Origin of the sequence: Acidaminococcus sp. AM33-14BH (assembly GCF_003603525.1) — a bacterium.
GTDB lineage: Bacteria > Bacillota > Negativicutes > Acidaminococcales > Acidaminococcaceae > Acidaminococcus > Acidaminococcus intestini.
In genome coordinates this window covers 18,546-41,962 of the sequence record NZ_QTNG01000007.1, presented here as the reverse complement: position 1 = coordinate 41,962, position 23,417 = coordinate 18,546, and the positions used below count along the sequence as shown (strand labels likewise).

Sequence of the window (23,417 nt, the reverse complement as noted above, 5' to 3'; positions counted from 1 at the left end):
ATATATTATTATAGTGCTGATTCAATCAGAAAAGAAACTGGTTTTTTGACCAGCAACAATCAGGAGGCTAGGGAATGAAGATTTTTGTTGTTAACTGTGGCAGTTCTTCCATTAAGTACCAGCTGATCAACATGGAAGATGAATCCGTCATCGCCAAAGGCCTGGTAGAACGTATCGGTATCGATGGTTCTGTCCTGACCCACACGCCGGCAGGCAAGGATAAGGTTCGCATGGAAAGCGAGATCCCCGATCATGTAGATGGGATCAAGAAAGTCCTTGCTGCCCTTGTTGACCCCAACCATGGTGTCATCAAATCCATGGATGAAATCGATGCCGTTGGTCACCGTGTTGTCCATGGCGGCGAAGTGTTCAGTGAATCCGTTCTCGTTACGGAAGAAAACTTGAAGCAGATTGAAGCCCTGAGTGACATGGCTCCGCTTCATCAGCCGCCTAATGTTGCTGGTATCCGCGCTTGCCAGAAACTGATGCCGAACACCCCGCAAGTGGCTGTCTTTGATACGGCTTTCCATCAGACCATGCCTCCTGTGGCCTTCATGTACGGCGTCAAATATGAAGAATACAAAAAGTACGGAATCCGTAAATACGGCTTCCATGGTACGAGCCATCGCTATGTAGCTGCCTGTGCCGCTGAGCTTCTCGGCAAGAAACCGGAAGATACCAAGATCATTACTTGCCATTTGGGCAATGGGTCTTCCATCACCGCTGTTGATGGCGGCAAATCCGTGGATACGTCCATGGGCTTCACGCCTCTTGATGGGGTCCTCATGGGCACCCGCTGCGGCTCCATCGATCCGGCAATCGTTCCAATCCTGATGCAGAAAAAGGGCCTGGACAATGCAGGAATGGACAAATATATGAACAAGGAATGCGGCGTTCTTGGCATCTCCGGCATTTCCAGCGACTTCCGTGACCTCGAAGATGCGGCCAATAAAGGGGACGAAAAAGCACAGCTTGCCCTTGATATGTTCTGCTATCAAGTCAAACGCTACATTGGTGCCTATGCAGCTGCCATGGGTGGCGTTGATGCCATTGTCTTCACGGCTGGCGTCGGCGAAAACGATATCGGAACCCGTGCCAAGGTCTGCAAAGGGCTTGAATTCCTCGGTGTTGAACTCGACGCTGAACGCAACAATGTTCGCGGCAAGGTTACGGAAATCAGCAAGGCTGACAGCAAAGTCAAAGTCTTCCTGATTCCGACGAATGAAGAACTCGTCATTGCCCGCGATACGAACCGCCTTTGCGGTAAATAAGGAATTCCCTCCTTTGTATTGACAAAGAAAGGGGACACCGTTATAATAAAGCGGTTGATACTATTATGATAAAGATCAATGTAGCAGAAATCAAAAAGCAGCTTATAGGTTCGGCATCCTATCATTATGAACTGGATCCGGAAGCCCTTGATCTCACGGAAGACGATGTTTCCCTTGAGGGTCAGGTGGTGGCGGACTTCACGCTCCATAATGGGGGAGAGATGATCCTTCTTGATGGAAGCCTTCACTTTTCTGTCAAAGGGGAATGCGGACGCTGTCTCAAACCTTTGGTGCAGCCCCTTGTTTCCACTTTGGAAGAACGGTACTATCCGGAAGGAACGGAGAACCTCCCCGATGATGCTTTCACTTATAAGTTTGATGTGGTTGATGTTACGGATGCTTTGAGGGAGTCCCTTCTGCTGACTGTTCCTGCACGTATGCTGTGCAAACCGGACTGCAAGGGAATCTGTCCGGTCTGTGGAGCTGATAGGAACGTGGCACCGTGCAATTGTGACACAAGAACCATCGATCCTCGATTACAGGCTCTCGAGGCATTGTTAGAGAAATAGGTTGAGTTTAGGAGGTGTTTCGTAATGGCAGTACCAAAGAGAAAAATGTCTAAAGCTCGTCGCGATTCCCGTCGCGCTAATTGGAAACTGACTGCTCCTGGCTTGGTTGAATGTCCGCAATGCCATGAGCAGATGCGTCCTCACCATGTATGCCCTGAATGCGGTTACTACGATGGTAAGGAAGTCGTCAAGACCGAAGAGGAATAAGACATCAAGAAAAAAGGCCATCGCTTTTGGGCGGTGGCCTTTTTCCCGTTTCAGCCTGATGTTGGAGCGCAGGAAGAGTCACGGCCTATTCTTGAGTGCCCTTTGTACAGGATCTTCATAGGCTTTTTGCTTGGCGCAGGGTCGTTTGGGGTAGAGCAGCGCCTTTGATGCCAAGCGCTTTTCGGGTAGGCTTTCCTCGTTTTGACGGCAGCACTTTTCAAGAGGGGAATGTCACCGTTCTTTCACCTTTTACTGGCCCTTTTTACTTGCTTTTTAGGCTCGTTATCTTTATAATGAGTGTAGCTGTTATGACTAGGTACTAAAAGTAGGTGTAAAGTAGGTGATGGAATGGGCTCAGCGCAAAGTAAAAAGGTGCGTCAGCAGCGCCTCGAAGCTGCTCTTATCAAGAATCCCTTCCTGACTGATGCCCACCTGGCGGAACAGTTTGAGGTCAGTATCCAGACCATTCGGCTTGATCGGCTGGCCCTTGGGATCCCAGAACTTCGGGAACGGACGCGCCATATGGCGGAAAATGCCCAGAAGAAGCTTCAGGCGATTACCAGTGAAGACATTGTGGGTGAACTCATCGACCTTGAAATTGGGGTGAGCGGCATTTCCATGATGACCGTCAATAAGGAAATGGTCCTGCAAAAAACCGGTGTATGCCGGGGACAATACATGTTTGCCCAGGCCAATTCCCTGGCTTTGGCCGTTATTGACGCACCGGCAGCCCTGACGGGCGTGGCCAATGTGAAATACAAGATTCCTGTTCTCAGCGGTGCTGTCCTTGTGGCGCGGGCCGAGGTTGTGAGAAAGCAGGAAGACAAATATACCATCTGGGTCAAGATCAGAAACAATCGGAAAGAGGTCTTTCGGGCCAAATTCCTGATTGTTTCCTTACCTGAAGAGAGGAACCAAGAAAATGAAAATCGCAGTTGATGTCATGGGAACCGATTACGGTCCTGCTGAAATCATCAAAGGCGTCCTTCAGGCTGTCAAGGAATATGGCTGCGATGCCGTCCTTGTCGGTGACGAGAACGTCATTAAGGCAGAACTTCGCAGGGAACACGAGGAAACCAATCCCCATGTGACCATCCACCATGCCAGTGAGGTCATTGAAATGAAGGATCACCCTGGCATCAGCGTCAAAAAGAAGCGGGATGCTTCCATCGTTGTTGCAACCGATCTTTTGCGTCAAAAAGAATGTGATGCCCTCGTTTCTTCGGGAAGTACTGGGGCAGCTGTTGCTTCTGCCCTGTTCGGTTTGGGCCGTATCAAGGGCATCGAACGGCCGGCTATTGCAACGGTTATTCCAAGTCTCACAGGGGCAACGGTCCTGTTGGATTCTGGTGCCAAGGTGGACGCAAAGCCGGAGCAGCTTGTCCAAAGTGCCATCATGGGATCGGTTTATGCTGAATCCCAGCTTGGTATCAAAAATCCCCGGGTCGGGCTCCTTAATATTGGGGAGGAAGAGACCAAGGGAAATGAGCAGTGCCTTGCAACGTATCCACTTCTTAAGGCCGATCCCCATATCCATTTCATCGGGAATGTGGAAGGCCGGGACATCAATAAAGGAACCGTCGATGTTGTTGTCTGTGACGGTTTTACGGGAAACGTTGTCTTAAAGACCATGGAGGGGCTTGGATCTGCTGTCTTGGAAATCATTCGTTCCGCAGTTAAAGGCAGCGGTTTCCTTTCCAAGCTTGGGGCCCTTCTTATGAAACCTGCCCTGACGGAAGTGAAGCGGAAAATGGATGCCTCCGAATATGGCGGTGCCCTGCTTCTTGGCGTACGTGCCCCCTTCATCATCTGCCATGGCAGTTCCAAAGCAAAAGCCATCAAGAACGCCGTGAGGGTAGCCATTGAACTGACAGAAAAGGATATTGTCGGAAAAATTGGTAGGGAAATCCTCCGGGACGAAGAAAGTGGGGAATTATAACTTATGTCAGGAATCAGTGTGGGTTTTTTGGGGATGGGTTCCTATGTCCCTGAAAAAATCATGACAAACTATGACCTGGAAAAATTGGTTGATACGAGCAATGAATGGATCGTGGAACGCACGGGTATCCGGCAGCGCCATATTGCCGCTCCGGAACAGGCAACCAGTGATCTTGCCTTTATCGCTGCCCAGCGCGCGCTGGATGATGCCAACTTGAAAGCGGAAGACTTGGACCTTATTGTAGTTGCTTCCGAGTCACCGGACATGAAGTTTCCTTCTGTGGCCTGCATGCTGCAGGACCGGTTGGGAGCCAGCCATGCCGCGGCCTTTGACCTGGGCGCGGGGTGCACGGGATTTGCCTATGCCTGCGGGATTGTCAGCCAGACCATTGCCTCCGGCCTTTATAAGCATGTGCTTGTTGTAGGAGCAGAAACCCTTTCCCGGATCCTTGACTTTACGGACCGCAATACGTGCATCCTCTTTGGTGATGGCGCCGGTGCGGCTATTCTGGGACCGGTAGAAGACGGTTACGGCATCCTTTCCGTAGATCTTGGGGCCGACGGCTCCGGTGGAAAATACCTGAATATGCCCGGCGGGGGATCGCGCCATCCAGCAAGCCACGAAACGGTGGATCACCATGAACACTTCATCCACATGAATGGAAAAGAAGTCTTTAAATTCGCTGTTCGCGTCCTCGGCCGCAGTGTCATGAAAGCCTTGGACAAAATTGGCATGACGAAAAATGATATCGACCTTCTGGTGCCGCACCAAGCCAACGTACGGATCATTGATTCTGCGGCCAAACGGCTTGACCTTCCGCTTAATAAAGTCATGGTCAACGTTGATCAGTATGCCAATACATCCGCCGCGTCCATTCCAATTGCCCTGTGTGACGCCCGTGACCAAGGCCGCTTGAAACGGGATGAAATTGTTGTCCTTGTCGGCTTTGGGGCTGGGCTCACGTATGGATCCCTTGTCATCAAATGGCAGAAAACAGAGGAGGCCAAAAAATGAGTAAGATTGCGTTCATGTTCCCTGGTCAGGGTTCCCAGAAAGTAGGGATGATGAAAGACCTTTATGATAATTACAGTGTCGTAAAGGACGTTTTCAAGGAAGCTGACGAAGCCCTTGGCTTTTCCATGACGGACCTTTGCTTCAAAGGCCCGGAAGAACAGCTGCGCCTGACCTATAATACACAGCCTGCAATTTTGACGTGCAGTGTCGCTGCGATGAAAGTCCTGGAAGAAAATGAAATTATTCCCTCCGTTGTAGCCGGTCATTCCTTGGGTGAATATTCTGCCCTTGTCTGTGCCGGTGCCATGAGCTTTGCCGATGCGGTCCGCACGGTCCGCAAGAGAGGCCAGTTCATGCAGGAAGCCGTCCCCGTTGGGGAAGGTGCCATGGCTGCCATCATTGGCCTTGATACAGATAAAATCAAGGAAATCTGTGCAGAAACGGCAAACATGACGAATCAGTGTGTCCAGGCAGTCAACTTCAACTGCCCTGGCCAGATTGTCATCGCTGGTGCGACGGAAGCTGTCCATAAAGCCTGTGACAGGCTGAAGGAAGCCGGTGCCAAACGCGCCATCCTCCTTCCTGTCAGTGCTCCCTTCCACAGCACGCTCATGCAGCCTGCTGCAGATCGTCTGAAGGAAGTCCTTGACAGCGTTGAGATCGTGGATGCCAAGATTCCCGTGGTGGCAAACGTCAATGCCAAGCCGGAAACAAAGGCGGATGAAATCCGCTCCCAGCTCGTCCTGCAGGCCGCAAGCCCTGTATTATGGGAAGATTCGGTCCGCCGTATGATGAATGACGGCGTCGATACCTTTGTGGAAGTTGGCCCTGGCAAAGTCCTCTGCGGCTTCATCAAGAAAGTGGACCGTTCCTATGCACCGCTCAATGTGGAAGACATGGAATCTTTGGAAAAATCGCTTGCTTATTTAAAGGAGGTTCGATAAAATGACGTTATTCGGCAAGGTAGCGCTTGTAACCGGCGGTTCTCGCGGCATTGGCCGTGCCATTGTCCTGACGCTGGCAAAAGCAGGGGCTGACGTGGCCATCAATTATGCCGGCAATACAGCCGCCGCTGAAGAAACCGCAGAAGCTGTCAAGGCAATGGGCCGCAAGGCCATTGTCCTTAAAGGGGATGTTGCCGATACAGCTGTCTGCGAAGACATGATCAAGCAGGCAGTCGCTGAATTGGGACGCCTCGATATCCTTGTCAACAACGCCGGAATCACCCGTGATGGGCTTCTGATGCGTATGAAGGAAGAAGATTGGGATGCCGTTATTGCAACGAATCTCAAGAGCATGTATAACTGTTCCAAAGCCGTTATGCGCACCATGATGAAGCAAAAGGCAGGCCGAATCATCAATATGGCCTCCGTGGTGGGCGAGACGGGCAATGCCGGTCAGGCCAACTATGCCGCTGCCAAAGCGGGCGTCATTGGCTTTACCAAGGCTCTTGCCAAGGAAGTGAGTTCTCGCGGCATTACAGCAAACGTCATTGCACCGGGCTTTATTGCTACGGACATGACGAAAGTCCTCGGAGAGTCCGTTCAGGAGGAAATGCTCAAGACCATTCCTCTGGGACGCCCTGGGGATCCGCAAGATGTTGCCAATGCAGTCTTATTCTTCGCCAGCGAAGAAGCTGCTTATATAACCGGCCAAGTTTTAAATGTGGACGGTGGCATGGTAATGTAGTATGATTGTATGAAGAAGGGGAAGGAGGTGAAAGGTATGAGCGAACAGAGCACTTTCGAAAAAGTAAAGGCAATCACCGTTGACCAGCTGAGCGTTGCTCCGGAAGACGTAAAGATGGACTCTACTTTCATCGATGACTTGGGAGCTGACTCTCTCGACATTGTTGAGCTGATCATGGCATTTGAAGAGGAATTCAACACGGAAATCCCCGATGATGTTGCTGAAAAGATCCGCACCGTAAGAGATGCAGTAGAACTCCTGGATAAAGCTGACAAATAATCGGATATCCATCCAGTCGGAAGGTCCCTTTTCGGGACTTTCCGAGCTTTATCCTATTTTTTATTGATTTGATTTCCATGATCCTGAAATGGGGGATTTTAGTTGAAATTGCCAGAACTGAAGATTGGTGAAAAAGTTGCCACTGTGCCGATTGTGCAGGGTGGTATGGCGATCCGTCTTTCAACGGCCCGCCTGGCAGCTTCAGTAGCCAATGAAGGCGGTGTAGGCCTCATTGCTGCTTCCGGCCTGCCGTTTGATGAACTGCGCAAAGAAATCCGCCTTGCCCGGAAACTTTCCAATGGCAAGGGTATGATTGGCATCAATGCTATGGTAGCCGCTCGTGAATTCAAGGGGCTCATTACTACGGCAGCACAGGAAAAAGTCGATTTGATAGTGGCCGGCGCCGGCTTTTCCCGAGATATGTTTTCCGTCGGCAAGGAATATGGGGTTCCCATTGTTCCAATTGTTTCCTATGCCAAACTTGCGAAAATTGCTGAACGCTTGGGCGCTTCCGCTATTGTTGTGGAAGGAACAGAGGCCGGTGGCCATCTGGGGACCCAACGTTCGATTAAAGATATTCTGCCGGAAATCCTTTCGGTTGTTAAGATCCCGGTCATTGCGGCCGGCGGCGCCATCACGGGCAGTGATGTAGCCGATCTCCTTCATATGGGTGCCAGCGGCGTCCAGATGGGGAGCCGTTTTGCTGCGAGCGAGGAATCCAATGGAGCACCTCAGCTTAAGGAATTTTACTTGAAGATGACCAAAGATGATGTGATCCAGATTGATAGTCCCGTGGGATTCAAGGGTCGCGCCGTCCTCAGTCCGTTTTCCAAGGCTGCCTTGGAAGGGCATCCGCCAAAGCCGCTTACTTGTGACAGCTGCCTCAAGCACTGTTCTCGAAGCTTCTGCATCATCAAGGCCCTGACACGGGCCCAGCAGGGAGATCTTGAAACAGGTCTCGTCTTTACGGGCGCCAATATGTGGAAAATCAAGGAAATATTACCTGTTCATGAAATTTTCAGGAGACTGAAAGAAGAATTAAGCAAATCTTACTAAGAGGTGATCCCTTTGAAACGAAGAGTCGTCGTAACAGGCGTCAGTGCCATTACCCCGATTGGTATCGGTAAAGACGAATTTTGGAAGAACCTGACGGCAGGTAAAAGCGGTATTGGCCGCATTACCCTGTTTGATCCGTCCCGTCTGAACTGTCAGATTGCTGGGGAAGTCAAGGACTTTGATTTCGGTCAGTATGGGGATAAGAAAGAAGCCAAGCGGATGGACCGCGTGACCCAGTTTGCCGTAGCCTGCGGCAACATGGCATTTGCTGATTCAGGGCTCAAGCTCGAGGACGAAAATCCCAAGCGCATCGGTGTCTGCGTTGGCTCCGGTATCGGCGGTATGCAGACTTTTGTTGATGTGGCCATGAAGTACGCTGAAAAGGGTCCAAGCCGCATCAGTCCTTTCTTCATCCCGATGGAAATCCCCAATATGCCGGCCGCCCAGATTGCCATTGCCCTTGGCCTTAAAGGACCGAATACGGCCATCGTTACGGCTTGCGCAACAGGGACCAACTGCATTGGTGATGCCCTGCGCACCATTCAATACGGTGATGCCGATGTCATGCTTGCCGGGGGCAGTGAGGCTGCCATTACTGAAATGGCCATCGCTGGCTTTGATAACATGAAGGCATTGTCCCGCAATAATGAGGAACCGGAAAAGGCATCTTGCCCCTTTGATAAAAAAAGAAGCGGTTTTGTTATGGGCGAAGGCGCGGGTGTCATTGTCCTTGAAGAATTGGAACACGCCAAAAAACGCGGTGCCCATATCTATGCCGAAGTCATCGGCTACGGCTATAACAGTGATGCCTATCACATCACGGCTCCGGATCCGAGCGGGGAGATGCCGGCAGAATGCATGCTTGCTGCCATTTCTGACGGCGGAATCACGCCGGACGATGTCAGCTATGTCAATGCCCATGGGACATCGACCCATCGCAATGACCTTAATGAAACGCTGGCCTGCAAAAAGATTTTTGGGGACCGTGCCAAACAGGTGCCCATCAGCTCCAATAAATCCATGACGGGTCATCTGCTTGGGGCTGCCGGCGGCATGGAAGCCGTTGCTTCCGTCCTCACTATTGAAACCGGCATCATTCCTCCGACCATCAATTACGAAGATCCGGATACAGAAGATGAAATGGATCTTGACTACGTCCCCAATGTTGCCCGCAAGGCAGATGTGGACGTTGTCCTTTCCAATAATTTCGGCTTTGGCGGCCATAATGCCTGTGTCGCCTTCCGGAAATACAAGGACTGACCTTACATGCGCAAGGAACGTAAAGAGGCCCTGGAAAGCTTCCTTGTCCGTCTGGGTGTCACGATGCAGGATCTGTCCCTCATGGATACGGCCCTGACCCATTCTTCCTATGCCTATGAGTGCAAGGAAAAAGTGGTTCCGGAGTTCAACCAGCGCCTTGAGTTTTTGGGTGATTCCGTTCTCAGCCTTGTTGTCAGTACCCATCTGTACCTTGCCTACCCGGAGATGGATGAAGGAGCGCTTTCCAAGTTTAGGGCATTCCTTGTTTGCGAAGAGACCTTGGCGGAACTGGCTCAAGACCTTGCCATTGGAGACTATCTCCTCCTTGGCCGAGGGGAATGTCACATGGGTGGCCGTTACAATCCTTCCATCCTGGCAGATGCCTTTGAATCCGTTATGGGAGCGTACTACCTTGATGCAGGATATGAAAAGGTGAGGGATCTCCTTACAAGGGTCCTCATCGACAAGATCCCGGAACTGACCGCGGATGGGATCGATCGGGACTATAAGACCCGCTTCCAGGAACTCATCCAGGCACAAGGACAGACGGATATCCATTATGAAGAAGCGGGCTTTGACGGACCGCCCCATAACCGGACCTTTTTCATGAAGGTCATTGTAGGGGAAAAAACCTATGGAACCGGTTCGGGAAGGACGAAGAAGCTTGCTGAGCAGCGCGCTGCCCGTGAGGCACTGCGCCTAGTAAAGAAAAAGCAGGGGTGACCCTGTAAGAAACCTGTCACAAGGAGATTCTCCTTATGGCGGGTTTTTCTTGTACGAGGAGAGGCTATGATCATTCCCCTTTTTGTTTCCTTTAAAGGCTGTCCCCATCGCTGCCTTTTCTGCAATCAGCCCATCATCAACGGTACTGCCTATCATGGCGTGGAAGATGTCAAGAGTCAGCTCAGGACTCTTGCCGGCTGGGTCAGAAAGGACCATCGCAATGAGCTTGCTTTTTATGGCGGTTCCTTCACAGCCCTTCCGTTGGCGGAACAGGAAGCCCTGCTGGAACTTGTCATGCCTTATCGTAAGGCTGGCTATTTTACGGACCTGCGCCTTTCCACCCGGCCTGATGCCATAAGTCCAGCCAGCTTAAGTCTGCTTAGAGACTACGGTGTCCGCACAGTTGAACTGGGCGTCCAGTCTCTTGACGATGTAACGTTGACGCTTCTTGACAGGGGACATGACGCGCACTGCGTCTATGAGGCCACGGCACAGCTTCAAGCAGCAGGCTTTGCTGTCATCCATCAGCTTATGGTCAATTTGCCTGGGGAAACGGAAGAAACCCTGAAAAAGACCCTTCGCGGTGTTACGGCCATGCATCCAGAGGGATGCCGTATCTATCCGCTCCTTGTGATTGAGGGAACCAAACTTGCCGATTGGTACCGCAAGGGGTGTTATACGCCCCTTGACCTTGCTGAAACGGTTCGCCGCTGCGCCTATCTTTACGAAGGGCTCACAGCAGCTGGCATCCCCGTCATCCGGATGGGGCTTCAGCCCGATGAGGATCTTAGGGCGCCGGGCAGGATTCTCGCCGGTCCCTTCCACCCCTCTTTTGGGGAACTCGTCCATTCCTATGTCTGGCAAAAAAAGATTGACGCCCTTATTGCAGAGCAGAAAAGCGGGAATTATAATATGGTTATTACGGTGCCAGACCGCCTTTCTTCTATTGTACGGGGTCAGCATCGTTCCAATATTCGGCACTGGGAAGCTTCCGGAAGGATCAAGGTCCAAGTGGAAGCTGGGTGCCAATTCGAGGTGACCTTCCATGACCAAAAAATGGTATGAAAATGATTCACTCCGCAAGGAGTGCAGCGCGACGGTTCTGTCGACAAAGGAAGTGGGGGACCATTTTGAAATCGTCCTCGATGGAACCGTGATCTTCCCCGAAGGGGGCGGGCAGCTTTCCGACCGGGGCTGGATTGATGATATTCCCGTCTATTACGCGGCTGAATCAGGAGATGACGTGCGCCATTTTACCCACAAGGCCCTGCCGGTGGGGAAAAAAGTGACCGTTCGCCTCGATTGGGATGTCAGGCTTGACCGCATGCAGCAGCACTGCGGAGAGCATATGTTGAGTTATGCTTTTTGGAAGACCTGCGGCGCCAATAATGTAGGGTTTCATATGAATGAAGAGAGCGTGTTCATTGACCTTGATAAGGAAGTAGACGAAAAAACCGTCAAAGAAGCGGAACTTTCAGCCAATGCCGCGGTTTGGGAAAATCATCCCATTACCCTTCATTATGTTCCTTACACGGAACTCGGAAAGTATGGCCTTCGTAAGAAAAACGATAAGCTGCGGGGCATCGTCCGCCTCGTCGATATCAAAGAGGGCGATACCTGTACCTGCTGCGGGACCCATCCGCCCTTTACGGGCATGGTGGGGCTCATCAAGGTCATCCGCTTCAGCCGCTATAAAGGCGGCAGCCGCATAGAGTTCCTCTGCGGCAAACGAGCCGTGGAAGCCATCCATGAACGCAGTCGCATCCTGGAAGAAACGAGCAATCTCCTTTCTGTCAAAAGTGAAGAAGTCCTGCCAGCTGTGGAAAAACTCCATCAGGAAGTCCTAGACCTCAAGGCTAGCCTGCGGGAAAGGACCCAGGACCTTTTCCAGGCTGAGCTGCCTGCCCTTTTGGAAAAGGCACCTCTTCTTGCGTCAGGTACACGTTTTGTCTTCGTCCTGACCGAAGGAACCCCAAGGGACGGGAAGAGCCTCATGAAACTATTGACAGGAAAGGAAAAGATCTTGGCGGCCCTTATCCTTAAAAATGGCGATAAGGTCATGTACCAATTTGCCGCGACAAAAGGGGCAGAAGAGCGCTGCCGTGACTTGTGTACCATGGCAGGAAACGTCTTTCATGGCCGCGGTGGGGGCAGCCCGACATCGAGCCAAGGCGGGGGTATAGCCGGGTCTGATTGGAAGGCACAGGCAAAGGCTCTTGAAAAGGCCATGCTGGAAGCGCTTAACAGCAAATAACAAAAAGCTTGCTTAATCAGACCTTGGTATGCTATAATGCTATCCGGTGCGCACAGCACCCCTAACAACACACGCAGCGTTTGACGTACCTGTCCTTTTTAGGAGATTCGGAAAATAGCTGCGGAGGAAAAAACAGGAGGAAATAAAAATGGCTATTGTATCGATGAAACAACTTCTTGAAGCAGGCGTACACTTCGGTCATCAGACTCGCCGCTGGAACCCTAAGATGGCTCCTTACATCTTCACGGAACGCAACGGAATCTATATCATTGACCTGCAGAAGACCGTCAAGAAAGTAGAAGAATGCTACAACTTCCTGCGTGAACTGGCGGCCCAGGGCGGTAAGGTTCTCTTCGTTGGAACGAAGAAACAGGCCCAGAGCGCAATCAAGGAAGAATCCACCCGTGCTGGCATGTTCTATGTCAACGAAAGATGGCTCGGCGGTATGCTGACCAACTTCAAGACCATCCAGACCCGTATCAAACGGCTCCATGAACTCGAAAAAATGGAAGAAGACGGCACCTTTGCCCTGCTTCCTAAGAAAGAAGTCATTGTGCTTCGTCATGAAATGGCGAAACTTGAAAAATACCTCGGCGGTATCAAGGAAATGAAGAAACTTCCGGATGCCATCTTTGTTATCGATCCCCGCAAGGAACACAACACGATCCTGGAAGCCCGCAAGCTCCATATCCCTGTTGTTGCCACGGTTGACACCAACTGCGATCCGGATGAAGTGGATTACCTGATGCCGGCTAACGACGACGCTATCCGTGCCGTCAGACTGCTCACCAGCAAAATGGCTGATGCAATCCTCGAAGGCAAGGCCAGTGCTGTCGACGAAGAAGTTGCTGAAGCAAAAGCAGAAGACGCTGCTGAATAATCATCAGCATTAGCAACATCACTTGAGGAGGAAAAACACATGGCAATTACTGCAAGTCAAGTCAAGGAACTGCGTGAACGCACCGGCGCTGGCATGATGGACTGCAAAAAAGCCCTGACCGCTACCGACGGCGATATGGATAAAGCCATCGACTACCTGAGAGAAAAAGGCCTGTCCAAGGCGGCTAAGAAAGCCAGCCGCGTTGCTGCTGAAGGTCTTGTTGATATCTATCTGGACGAAGCAAACAAAGTGGCTGCTCTCGTAGAAGTCAACTGCGAAACTGACTTTGTCGCCAACACCGATGATTACAAGAACCTTGTTCATTCCATTACCAAACATGTTGCCCTGACGAAACCGGCTGATATGCAGGCCCTGCTCGATTCCACTTTCACTGGTTCTGATAAGAAGGTCAGTGAAATCGTGACGGAAGCCATCGCTAAGATTGGTGAAAAAGTTGATATCCGCCGTTTCTCTGTCTATGAATATGGCAGCCATACCCTGGGTCACTATATCCATGGCGCAGGCAAGATTGGCGTCCTCGTTGAACTCGAAGGCGGCGATGAAGAACTGGCCAAACATGTTGCCATGCACATTGCAGCTGCTAACCCTGGCTACATGGATCGCACTGTTGTGCCGGCTGATGTTCTGGACCATGAAAAGGAAGTCCTTGCTGAACAGGCTCGCAACGAAGGCAAACCGGAAAAGATCATCGAAAAGATGGTCATGGGCCGCATCCAAAAATTCTATAAGGAAAACTGCTTGGTTGATCAGGAATTCGTCATGGATCCTGATAAGACCATCAGCGGTCTCCTGAAAGAAAAGAATGCCAAAGCCATTCGCTTTGTCCGCTATCAGCTTGGCGAAGGCATTGAAAAGAAGCAGGAAGATTTTGCTTCTGAAGTCCAGAGCTTCATTAAATAAGAAATAAAGTATGGAAAAGGAGGAGGCTGTACCGAAAATTGCGCCATGCGTTTTTTGGGCAGCTTCCTTTTTTGCGGCCTGAAATGGTGTAGGAGGCAGAATCCGTGACAAATTTGGATTCTGTCTTGCATGTACCCTTTTTTTTTCATATAATGAATGGAAGTGGATAAAGGGGGAAGTGCCCCCCTTTTGCTGAGAAGGAGCCCGCATCCATCCTTTGGGTTGGGATGCCTTCTTGCTTCTTCCAAATGATAGATGACTCATGGGAGGAATGTAAGCAGATGTCAGCAAAACGAAAATTCAAACGCGTCATTCTTAAACTCAGTGGAGAAGCCTTAGCAGGAGAAAAAGGCTATGGTATCGATCCTGTAACGGTAGACAGCATTGCCGGTCAGATCCAAGCCGTCCGTGAAAGCGGATTGGATGTCGCCATCGTCAACGGCGGCGGCAACATCTGGAGAGGTCTTTCAGGCAGCTCCAAGGGTATGGACCGCGCGACTGCTGACTATATGGGAATGCTCGCAACGGTCATCAACTCCTTGGCTCTCCAGGACGCCTTGGAAAACCGCGGCGTGCCGACTCGGGTACAAACGGCCATTGAAATGCGTCAAATTGCTGAACCCTACATTCGCCGCCGTGCTGTACGGCACCTTGAAAAGGGCCGTGTCGTGATCTTTGCGGCTGGAACGGGGAATCCTTATTTTTCAACGGATACGACGGCTGCCCTGCGCGCCGCTGAAATCGAAGCCGACGCTATCCTGATGGCTAAAAAAGGCGTCGATGGGGTTTATGACAGTGATCCGAAGAAGAACCCTGAGGCCAAGAAGTTCGATCATCTTGAATACCTTGAAGTCATCCAAAAGAATCTGGGTGTCATGGATTCCACGGCAATCAGTCTCTGCATGGATAATGATATTCCTATTGTTGTATTTAATATTGACCGCCCGGGCAACATTGCAAAGGTGGCCGCGGGAGAAGAAATTGGAACCGTAGTAGGAGGACTCTGATGGCTACGATTGAAGAACTGAAAGCGGACAGCGAAAGAAAGATGACAAGTGCCCTTAAGGCCCTGCATACGGAACTTGCTGCCATCCGCACGGGAAGAGCAACACCGTCCCTGCTAGATCAAGTCAAAGTAGATTATTACGGAACGGCGACCCCTGTCAACCAGCTTGCCAATGTTTCCGTTCCGGAACCCCGCATGATTGTGATCCAGCCTTGGGACAAGAGCCTGATGAAAGAAATTGAAAAGGCAATCATGACGAGCGACCTTGGTCTGAATCCCAATAATGATGGGACTGTCATTCGTCTGAGCCTGCCTATTTTAACCGAAGAAAGACGTAAGGAACTCGTCAAGGTTGTTCATAAAAAGGGTGAAAGTGCCCGTGTTGCCGTCCGCAACATCCGTCGTGAATACAATGATGCCGTGAAGAAACTGCTGAAAGGCAAGGAAATCACGGAAGATGATTCCAAGGATGCTATGGATGCTTCCCAAAAACTGACTGACCAGTATATGAAGCAAATCGATGACATCCTTGCGAAAAAGGAAAAGGAAGTCATGTCCATCTAATGGAATGTGAGATGATTGTTCCCGACCTGGTCGCCCGTCCCCTTGCAGAAGCCGTCTTGATGGCCAAAGAGGCGGGACTTTCGGTGACGCTTGTGAAGGCTGAACCGGCCTTCCATCGTGATACGCTAGTCTGGCGCGATGATTTTGCTTACGTGTTGAAGCAAATCAATGCGCTTGACCATAAAGTAACATTGATTATTGGTTGTCAATTTGAAGGGAGGTGTACACATAATGGCACACAAGATTGATCAAGATGCATGCATCGGTTGTGGTTCCTGCGCTGGTACCTGCCCGGTTGGTGCTATCTCTGAAGACAATGGCAAGTACAAGGTTGATGAAGCTAGCTGCATCGACTGCGACGCTTGCACCGGCGCTTGCCCGGTTGGCGCTATCGCTGCTGAATAAGCAGGAGGCGCGTTGCGCAGCTTGCAATGATGCAGGCTGCGCTAATTTTTTTATAGGGGAACGCTTATGTTAACTCATCTTTTTCGCTCCGAACCGTCCACTCCTTCGGCACAAACCCATCCTGCCAGTGAGGAACTGGACCTTAAAAAGATTCCCCGCCATGTTGCCATGATCATGGACGGTAATGGCCGCTGGGCCAAACGGCAGGGAAAACCGAGAACCTTTGGTCATACCTATGGGGCCAAAGCGCTGCGCGAAATTGTGCGCTATGCTGATTCCATCGGGATAGAGGCCCTCACAGCCTACGCGTTTTCCACGGAAAATTGGAAGCGCCCCGTGACGGAAGTCAGTTTCATCATGAAGCTCCTTGTTGAATATCTCACCAATGAGCTTGAAGAATTCAAGAAATACCAGGTCCGTATGCGTTTCATTGGCTCCCGCAAGGAGCTGCCCGACCTTGTCCTTAAGAAGATGGAAGAAGCCGAGCAGGAAACAAAGGACAATCAAGGAATTCTCTTAACCATCGCAATCAATTACGGCGGACAGGCGGAAATCCTTCACGCGGCAACGGAGATTGCCCGGCAGGTGAAGGCTGGTACGCTGCAGCCGGATGACATAACAAAGGCTCTATTTGAGGACCATCTCTATACACGGGGCATCCCTGCTCCGGATCTTTTGATCCGCACGGGCGGTGACCTCAGGGTGAGCAATTTCCTGCTCTGGCAGATTGCTTATTCGGAACTGTGGACGACAGACGTCTGCTGGCCCGATTTTACGCCGGAACGATTCAAGGAAGCGCTCCTCAGCTATCAAAAACGGGACCGCCGCTTCGGCGGCCTGACAAAGAAGGCGTAACTCATGGGACAACGAATCCGTACGGCACTCATTGCCATTCCAATTGCTCTCCTTTTGATCAAACTGGGAGGTCTGTTTTTTTCACTGGGGACTTTGTTGCTTGCTGCCGTAGCATATAAGGAATATCGGGATATGATTCACGCGGCAGGTTATGACCTTTATGGAAAGGCCGCCTTTTTAGGCATTGTGCTCCTTGTAGCAGCAGCTTCCCTTGTTTTTTTGGATAGCTCCTTATCCCATGCACTCCTTGTGCCTGTGACCATCCTTTTTTCCCTTCTGATCATGCTGGATGGTCTGTTTCATCATGGGGAGGGCCAGTTTCTTGAAAAAACTGCTTTGAGCACGCTTTCCCTGCTTTATATTGGGCTTCCTTTTGCCCATTTCATCTTTCTTCGCTCTCTGGGGGAAGGTCTCCTCTGGACAGTCATGGTAGGAACCTGGGCCAGTGATACGTTTGCCTATTTTGGCGGCAGAATGTGGGGAAAGACGCCGCTGGCACCGACGGTCAGCCCCAAAAAGACTCGGGAAGGCGCTCTTTGCGGTTTTTTGGGAACCCTTGCCGTTATCTATCTCATTGGGCATACCTATCTTGGCTATCAAAGCGTTCGTGTCCTCATCCTTGCGCTCTTGGTCGGTTTCTTTGCCCCTTTGGGCGATCTTGTGGAATCCATTATGAAGCGTTGCTGTAAGATCAAGGATTCAGGCACCTTCTTTCCCGGTCATGGCGGTGTTCTTGACCGCTGTGACAGCTTGATTTTTTCCATTCCAATTGCTTATTACTTCGTGGAGTTCTTCCTTTTTTGACGGAAGGATCCCCATCTATCGATAAGGAGACGCTATGAAAGGTCTATCCATCTTAGGGTCGACCGGGTCCATTGGAACCCAGACCCTTGAGGTTGTGGCGGCAAGCCCTGAAAGGCTCAGTGTTGCAGCCCTTGCTGCCCATACCAACGATGCGCTTTTGGAAGCGCAGATCCGGAAATTTCGGCCGCACGTGGCCGCCCTCAGCGATGAAAAGGCTGCCGCAAGGCTGCGGGCCCGCTATGACGGACCTACGGAAATCCTTTCCGGTGAAGAAGGCATCCTTGCCTGTGCGACGGTTGGAGAGGCGGACACAGTTCTTGGAGCCATGGTCGGTTATGCAGGCTTGAAGCCAATCCTTGCCGCCATTGCAGCCCATAAGAACATCGCCCTTGCCAATAAGGAAACCCTTGTTGCAGCCGGAAGCCTTGTCATGGACGCGGTTAAAAAAAATGGCGTGCGCCTGACCCCTGTCGACAGTGAGCACAGTGCCATCTTCCAATCCTTGGAAGGCAATGACCACAAGGCCTTGAAACGCATCCTGCTTACGGCTTCGGGAGGTCCTTTCCGTGGCAAGAAACGGGAAGAACTAAGGCACGTAACCGTCATGGAATGTATGAACCATCCCACTTGGAGCATGGGAACGAAGGTTACGCTTGATTCATCGACCCTTGCCAATAAGGGGCTTGAGGTCATCGAAGCCCATTGGCTCTTTGAGGCTTCCTATGATCAAATTGTGCCCATCATCCATCCCCAGAGCATTGTTCATTCCCTCGTGGAATATCAAGACGGGGCTGTCATTGCCCAGCTTGGCGCGCCCGATATGCGGCTGCCCATCCAGTATGCGCTCAGCTATCCAGAGCGCTGGCCCGTTTACTTTGAAACCTTGGACCTTCTTTCCTGTGGGCCCCTGACGTTCTTTGAACCGGACCGAGAGGTCTTCCGCGCCCTGCCCCTTGCCATTGAAGCCGGTAAGGCAGGCGGCATCATGCCGACAGTTTTCAATGCGGCAAACGAAGTGGCAGACGATGCCTTTATCAAAGGACAGATTCCTTTTCTTGCCATGGCCGACCTCATTGAGGCCGTCCTCAGCAAAGTGGAACCTGTTTCCCCATTATCCTATGAAACAATCGTGGAAGCAGATCGTAAAGCGCGGGAAGTGGCCCGCACCCTTCTGCCCTCCATGGGGGAGGTCTAAATGACGACCCTTCTTGCCGCGCTTATTGTCTTTGGCGTGCTCATCACAGTGCATGAACTGGGCCATTTTGCGGCGGCTAAACTTGTCGGGATGCAGGTCGATGAATTTGCCATTGGCTTTGGTCCCAAACTTTATCAAACCGAGGAAAAGGGCACGGTCTATACGCTGCGGGCCCTGCCGCTTGGGGGATTTAACCGTATTGCCGGCATGGAGCCCGGCGAGGAAAACGTGGAAAATGGCTTTCATACAAAACCCCTGTGGGCCCGAATGGTAGTCATCCTTGCCGGTGTCACCATGAACTTTCTCCTGCCGCTTTTGCTTTTCTTCGGAATCTTCTTTTTCCATGGGACAGAGACCCCGGTCAATGAACCCGTCTTGGGCCGCGTTATGGATCATCAGCCTGCCAGCGATGCCGGACTGATGAAGGGGGACCGGATCATTTCCATCAACGGAACGAAACTATCGGCCTGGACGGATGTGTCTACCCTGATCCAAGAAGCAGGCAGCAAGAAAAGCACGCTTGTCATCCAACGAGGAGGGAAGACCCTCGAAAAGACCCTGATTCCTCAATTTGATCAGGAAGCGGGACGCTATCTGATCGGGGTCATGCCTACTTTGGAAAAACGGCCTCTAGGTCTTTCGGAAAGTGTCCGTTACGCCGTATTGACGGAAGGCCGTATCATGAAGGGAATGGTGGATGGCCTGCGTCAGATCCTTACCGGCAAAGCGGGAGTCAATGTGGCAGGCCCGATTGGTGTGGCGCAAATGGCGGACAGTGTGGCCCAGGAAGGCATGATTCCCTTTTTGACCTTTATCGCCTTTTTGAGTCTGAACCTTGGTATTTTGAACCTCATTCCTATACCGGCCCTTGATGGGGGTCAGTTCCTCATCCTCGCTGTTGAGGGTATCCTTCGGCATCCCCTTCCTCCTAAGGCCAAGGAACGGGTTCAGCTCGTCGGTGTCGCTCTCATCCTGGGGCTCACGATTTATGCAACAATCAGTGATATCCTGCGCTAAGGAGATGTAATATGGAAAGAAGAAAAACGAGGGAAGTACAGGTCGGTTCTGTCACCATTGGCGGCGGCCATCCCGTCGTAGTCCAATCCATGACCAATACAAAGACGGAAGACGCGGCAGCCACCCTTGCCCAGATCCGTGACCTGCAAGAACTGGGCTGTGAAGTGATCCGCTGTGCGGTTCCTACCATGGAGGCTGCAGAGGCCCTTTCCGTCATTACCAAGGAAAGCCCCATTCCCGTCATTGCCGATATCCATTTTGATTATCGCTTGGCCCTTGCCGCTATTGATGCCGGAGTTTCGGCCCTGCGTCTCAATCCGGGCAATATTGGGGGACGGGACCGGGTAGAGGCCGTTGTCAAAAAGGCCAAGGAACGTCGTATTCCTATCCGCATTGGTGTCAATGCGGGCTCGCTTCCCAAGGACCTTTTGGAGGCCTACGGTCATCCTACGGCCCATGCTATGGCAGAAGCGGCTTGGCGGCACATCCGCATCCTTGAGGAGATGGATTTTCATGATATCGTCATTTCCTTGAAGGCCCATGATGTACCCCTTACGGTAGAGGCCTATCGAAAGATGGCGGCGGCCTGCGATTACCCCCTTCATGTAGGCATTACGGAAGCGGGAACCTATCATATGGGCATCGTCAAATCTGCCGTTGGCATTGGTACCCTCCTTGCTGAGGGTATTGGGGATACGGTCCGTGTATCCCTTACGGGGGATCCTCGCCCAGAAGTCGTAACTGCCTATGAAATTCTCAAGTCCTTGGGCCTCCGTACCTATGGGCCTACCCTTGTTTCCTGTCCAACTTGCGGCAGAACCTGTGTTCCCTTGGAAAAGCTTGCCTTGGAAGTGGAAAAACGACTCTCCGGTCTCCGCGATCCTTTGACCATTGCTGTCATGGGATGCGCTGTCAATGGTCCTGGTGAAGCCAGGGAAGCCGATGTGGGGATTGCCGGCGGAAAAGGGGAGGGTCTTTTATTCCGCAAAGGGGAGATCCTTCGCCGTGTCCCAGAAGATGAACTTGTCGATCAGCTGTTTGTTGAAATCCATAAAATCATTGAGGAAAGGAAGAACTCATAATGCTCGTTTCAAAACTCTATGCGCCGACCCTTCGTGAAGTGCCGGCAGAAGCTGTCCTTGAAAGCCACAAATTGATGCTGCGTGCTGGCTATATCCGTAAGATTGCTGGCGGGCTTTATACCTACCTTCCACTGGCGTGGAAAAGCATCAAGAAGATTGAACGCATCATCCGGGAGGAAATGGACGCCATCGATTCGCAGGAAATCATGATGCCGATTGTACAGCCTTCCGAAATCTGGAAGGAAAGCGGCCGTTGGGATGTCTATGGGGCGGAAATGTTCCGTGTGCGGGATCGCCACGGCCGAGAATTCTGCCTTGGCCCAACGCATGAAGAAATGATTACCACCCTCGTTAAGAATGAGCTCCATTCCTACCGTCAGCTGCCGACGAGCCTTTATCAGATCCAGAGCAAGTTCCGTGATGAAAAGCGGCCCCGCTTTGGCCTCATGAGAAGCCGCGAATTCATCATGAAGGATGCCTATACCTTCGATGCGGATGAAGCGGGCCTTGATGAGTCCTATCAGAAGATGTATGATGCCTACGCCCGCATCTTTGACCGCTGCGGGCTCAACTACCGACCGGTTGAAGCAGACCCCGGCGCCATTGGCGGCAATGGATCCCATGAATTCATGGGAATCGCGGCAAGCGGCGAAGCTGGCATTGTGTACTGTGATACGTGTGATTATGCAGCCGATGTGGAAAAGGCCGAATGTGAAGCCCTGCCCAGCCAAGAGGAAGCTCCGCGCGAGCTTCATACCATAGGTACCCCGGGCTGCAACACCATTGAAGCGGTCTGTGAGTATCTCCATGCACCGATTGAAAAGAGCGTCAAGGCCGTTGCTCTGACAAGCGATAAGGGCGGTCTGATCCTTTGTTTTGTCCGCGGCGACCATGAAGTGAACGAAATCAAGGTCACCAATGCGGTTGGGGCCAATGAAGTCATGATGGCTTCCGACGAGCAGATCCGGGCGGCAGGAACCGTTCCGGGCTTTATGGGCCCTATTGGCCTCGACCTTAATAAGTGCACCATCCTCATTGACGCCACGGTCATGAATATGCACAATGTCTGCTGTGGTGCCAATGAAGTGGATACCCATTATGTTGACGCCGAACCTTGTCGCGACTTTGTCTATACCAAGGTCCTTGACATCCGCACGGCCCATGAAGGGGACCAGTGCCCTCACTGCAAAGGGCATTTGAAAGAAGCCCGAGGCATTGAAGTGGGGCAGGTCTTCAAACTCTATACCAAATACTCCGAAGCCCTCCATGCCACGTTCCTTGACCCGGAAGGGAAGGAAAAGCCGTTTTACATGGGCTCCTATGGCATCGGTGTCGGCCGGACCCTGGCAGCTGTTATAGAACAGTACCATGATGCAAACGGAGCCATCATGCCCAAAAACATCGCCCCTTATGAAGTAATCGTTTTGCCTGTCAATGTAAAGGATGAAGAAAGCTTTGCCAAGGCAGGGGAAATCTATCAGGCCCTCAATGCCCAGGGAATCGATGCCATCCTTGATGACCGTGATGAACGGGCTGGTGTCAAATTCAAGGATGCCGACCTCATCGGTTATCCCGTCCGCGTCGTGGTTGGCCCCAAGACTTTGCAGCGGGGCGCCATGGAAGTCAAGGTTCGCTATACCGGTGAAATGTGCGATTTGCCCTTGGACGGGGATTACGTGTCCGCTTTGAAGGATATCCTTTCCAAGACGTTGTAAGCTGATCGTGAAGGAGGTTTGACCCATGTTTGACACTCAGTTCATGCATCTTGTGCTCCGGCTTCTCCTAACCGCTTTTCTCGGCGGGATCATTGGTCTGGAGCGCAGCGCCGGAGACCGTCCGGCAGGCCTTAGGACCCATGTGCTGGTGGCAACGGGGTCAGCCCTTTTGATGATTGTTTCCATTTATGGCATTGACGGTCATCCTCTGAACCGCGACCCGTCCCGGATTGCTTCCCAGGTTGTGACCGGTGTCGGCTTCTTAGGCGCCGGTACCATCCTGCATGAGGGACTTACGGTCAAGGGGCTTACAACCGCGGCCAGCGTCTGGATGGTTTCTGCCATTGGGCTTACCGTTGGCTGCGGTATGCTTGGTCTGGGGGTCGTGGCTACCATCGTGTCCCTCATTACCTTGATGGCCATTCGGGGAATCGAAAAAAAAGTCCTTCCTTCGGGACGCAATGTGAAAGTAAAGCTCGCCATCGTCTGTGAGAGCAATCCGGACAGTATGATGGATGTCATGGACTACTTTTCCCGTCATAACGTGAAGACCCGCGTCCTTGATATGGCAAGCCGGCCGGAAGAACAAACCTTACGGATCGTTGTCAATGCCAAGATCAGCAAATATGAAAATGCCAATGAAATCCTTGATGGACTCCTCCAACTGAGAGCCGTCAAAAAAATAAAGAATCTGTCAAATATGGAAGAATAG

At 51.6% G+C, this 23,417-nt stretch carries 27 protein-coding genes; all 27 read left to right on the top strand.

What is annotated here, in order from left to right; translation table 11 throughout:
* Positions 1-74: 74 nt before the first annotated feature.
* Positions 75-1,271: an acetate/propionate family kinase gene (locus DW817_RS06320; protein WP_009015768.1), complete on the top strand. Its 1,197-nt coding sequence runs from the start codon at positions 75-77 to the stop codon at positions 1,269-1,271.
* A 65-nt stretch (positions 1,272-1,336) separates the two neighbouring features.
* On the top strand, positions 1,337-1,840 hold the full coding sequence (locus DW817_RS06315; RefSeq protein WP_120111616.1) for a DUF177 domain-containing protein: 504 nt from the start codon (positions 1,337-1,339) through the stop codon (positions 1,838-1,840).
* Between the two features lie 24 nt (positions 1,841-1,864).
* Positions 1,865-2,047 carry a 50S ribosomal protein L32 gene (rpmF, locus tag DW817_RS06310; protein WP_016459444.1) on the top strand — a complete coding sequence of 61 codons (183 nt, stop codon included), beginning with the start codon at positions 1,865-1,867 and terminating at the stop codon, positions 2,045-2,047.
* A 348-nt stretch (positions 2,048-2,395) separates the two neighbouring features.
* Positions 2,396-2,986, top strand: coding sequence for a transcription factor FapR (fapR, locus tag DW817_RS06305; RefSeq protein WP_009015766.1), 591 nt, complete (start codon positions 2,396-2,398; stop codon positions 2,984-2,986).
* A complete protein-coding gene (gene plsX / locus DW817_RS06300; protein WP_120111613.1) occupies positions 2,970-3,986 on the top strand; it encodes a phosphate acyltransferase PlsX in 1,017 nt (338 codons plus the stop codon). Before fapR ends, plsX begins: the two co-directional genes overlap by 17 nt.
* Positions 3,987-3,989: 3 nt before the next feature.
* Positions 3,990-5,000 carry a beta-ketoacyl-ACP synthase III gene (locus tag DW817_RS06295; RefSeq protein ID WP_009015764.1) on the top strand — a complete coding sequence of 337 codons (1,011 nt, stop codon included), beginning with the start codon at positions 3,990-3,992 and terminating at the stop codon, positions 4,998-5,000.
* Positions 4,997-5,944, top strand: a complete 948-nt coding sequence (gene fabD / locus DW817_RS06290; RefSeq protein WP_009015763.1) for an ACP S-malonyltransferase — start codon at positions 4,997-4,999, stop codon at positions 5,942-5,944. The genes DW817_RS06295 and fabD overlap by 4 nt, the downstream gene beginning before the upstream one ends.
* A gap of 1 nt (position 5,945) precedes the next feature.
* Positions 5,946-6,689, top strand: coding sequence for a 3-oxoacyl-ACP reductase FabG (gene fabG, locus DW817_RS06285; RefSeq protein ID WP_009015762.1), 744 nt, complete (start codon positions 5,946-5,948; stop codon positions 6,687-6,689).
* A gap of 36 nt (positions 6,690-6,725) precedes the next feature.
* Positions 6,726-6,968, top strand: coding sequence for an acyl carrier protein (locus tag DW817_RS06280; RefSeq protein WP_016459446.1), 243 nt, complete (start codon positions 6,726-6,728; stop codon positions 6,966-6,968).
* Positions 6,969-7,070: 102 nt separating this feature from the next.
* Positions 7,071-8,024 carry a nitronate monooxygenase family protein gene (locus DW817_RS06275; protein ID WP_009015760.1) on the top strand — a complete coding sequence of 318 codons (954 nt, stop codon included), beginning with the start codon at positions 7,071-7,073 and terminating at the stop codon, positions 8,022-8,024.
* Positions 8,025-8,036: 12 nt separating this feature from the next.
* On the top strand, positions 8,037-9,284 hold the full coding sequence (gene fabF / locus DW817_RS06270; RefSeq protein ID WP_009015759.1) for a beta-ketoacyl-ACP synthase II: 1,248 nt from the start codon (positions 8,037-8,039) through the stop codon (positions 9,282-9,284).
* Between the two features lie 6 nt (positions 9,285-9,290).
* Positions 9,291-10,007, top strand: a complete 717-nt coding sequence (rnc, locus tag DW817_RS06265) for a ribonuclease III (protein ID WP_009015758.1) — start codon at positions 9,291-9,293, stop codon at positions 10,005-10,007.
* Between the two features lie 66 nt (positions 10,008-10,073).
* Positions 10,074-11,072 (top strand): elongator complex protein 3, encoded by a 999-nt coding sequence (locus DW817_RS06260; protein ID WP_009015757.1) that lies wholly within the window; start codon positions 10,074-10,076, stop codon positions 11,070-11,072.
* On the top strand, positions 11,053-12,261 hold the full coding sequence (locus tag DW817_RS06255; RefSeq protein WP_021736953.1) for an alanyl-tRNA editing protein: 1,209 nt from the start codon (positions 11,053-11,055) through the stop codon (positions 12,259-12,261). Before DW817_RS06260 ends, DW817_RS06255 begins: the two co-directional genes overlap by 20 nt.
* Positions 12,262-12,409: 148 nt before the next feature.
* Positions 12,410-13,141 (top strand): 30S ribosomal protein S2, encoded by a 732-nt coding sequence (rpsB, locus tag DW817_RS06250; protein ID WP_120111611.1) that lies wholly within the window; start codon positions 12,410-12,412, stop codon positions 13,139-13,141.
* A gap of 39 nt (positions 13,142-13,180) precedes the next feature.
* Positions 13,181-14,062 (top strand): translation elongation factor Ts, encoded by an 882-nt coding sequence (gene tsf, locus DW817_RS06245; protein WP_009015754.1) that lies wholly within the window; start codon positions 13,181-13,183, stop codon positions 14,060-14,062.
* 281 nt (positions 14,063-14,343) lie between these two features.
* Complete coding sequence (pyrH, locus tag DW817_RS06240; protein WP_009015753.1) at positions 14,344-15,069, top strand: UMP kinase; 726 nt, start codon at positions 14,344-14,346, stop codon at positions 15,067-15,069.
* Positions 15,069-15,632 carry a ribosome recycling factor gene (gene frr, locus DW817_RS06235; RefSeq protein WP_009015752.1) on the top strand — a complete coding sequence of 188 codons (564 nt, stop codon included), beginning with the start codon at positions 15,069-15,071 and terminating at the stop codon, positions 15,630-15,632. The genes pyrH and frr overlap by 1 nt, the downstream gene beginning before the upstream one ends.
* A complete protein-coding gene (locus tag DW817_RS06230) occupies positions 15,632-15,880 on the top strand; it encodes a hypothetical protein (protein WP_009015751.1) in 249 nt (82 codons plus the stop codon). The genes frr and DW817_RS06230 overlap by 1 nt, the downstream gene beginning before the upstream one ends.
* Positions 15,864-16,037: a 4Fe-4S binding protein gene (locus tag DW817_RS06225; RefSeq protein ID WP_009015750.1), complete on the top strand. Its 174-nt coding sequence runs from the start codon at positions 15,864-15,866 to the stop codon at positions 16,035-16,037. Before DW817_RS06230 ends, DW817_RS06225 begins: the two co-directional genes overlap by 17 nt.
* A 66-nt stretch (positions 16,038-16,103) precedes the next feature.
* The gene (locus DW817_RS06220) at positions 16,104-16,892 is read left to right on the top strand and encodes an isoprenyl transferase (RefSeq protein ID WP_009015749.1); all 789 of its coding nucleotides are present in this window, start codon (positions 16,104-16,106) and stop codon (positions 16,890-16,892) included.
* Between the two features lie 3 nt (positions 16,893-16,895).
* A complete protein-coding gene (locus DW817_RS06215; protein ID WP_009015748.1) occupies positions 16,896-17,696 on the top strand; it encodes a phosphatidate cytidylyltransferase in 801 nt (266 codons plus the stop codon).
* A 34-nt stretch (positions 17,697-17,730) separates the two neighbouring features.
* Positions 17,731-18,891 carry a 1-deoxy-D-xylulose-5-phosphate reductoisomerase gene (locus tag DW817_RS06210; protein WP_120111608.1) on the top strand — a complete coding sequence of 387 codons (1,161 nt, stop codon included), beginning with the start codon at positions 17,731-17,733 and terminating at the stop codon, positions 18,889-18,891.
* Complete coding sequence (rseP, locus tag DW817_RS06205; protein WP_120111604.1) at positions 18,892-19,908, top strand: RIP metalloprotease RseP; 1,017 nt, start codon at positions 18,892-18,894, stop codon at positions 19,906-19,908.
* Between the two features lie 11 nt (positions 19,909-19,919).
* A complete protein-coding gene (ispG, locus tag DW817_RS06200) occupies positions 19,920-20,990 on the top strand; it encodes a flavodoxin-dependent (E)-4-hydroxy-3-methylbut-2-enyl-diphosphate synthase (protein WP_014128721.1) in 1,071 nt (356 codons plus the stop codon).
* Entirely contained in the window at positions 20,990-22,705 is a 1,716-nt protein-coding gene (locus DW817_RS06195) for a proline--tRNA ligase (RefSeq protein WP_009015744.1), read from the top strand. Before ispG ends, DW817_RS06195 begins: the two co-directional genes overlap by 1 nt.
* A 25-nt stretch (positions 22,706-22,730) precedes the next feature.
* On the top strand, positions 22,731-23,417 hold the full coding sequence (locus DW817_RS06190) for an MgtC/SapB family protein (RefSeq protein WP_016459447.1): 687 nt from the start codon (positions 22,731-22,733) through the stop codon (positions 23,415-23,417).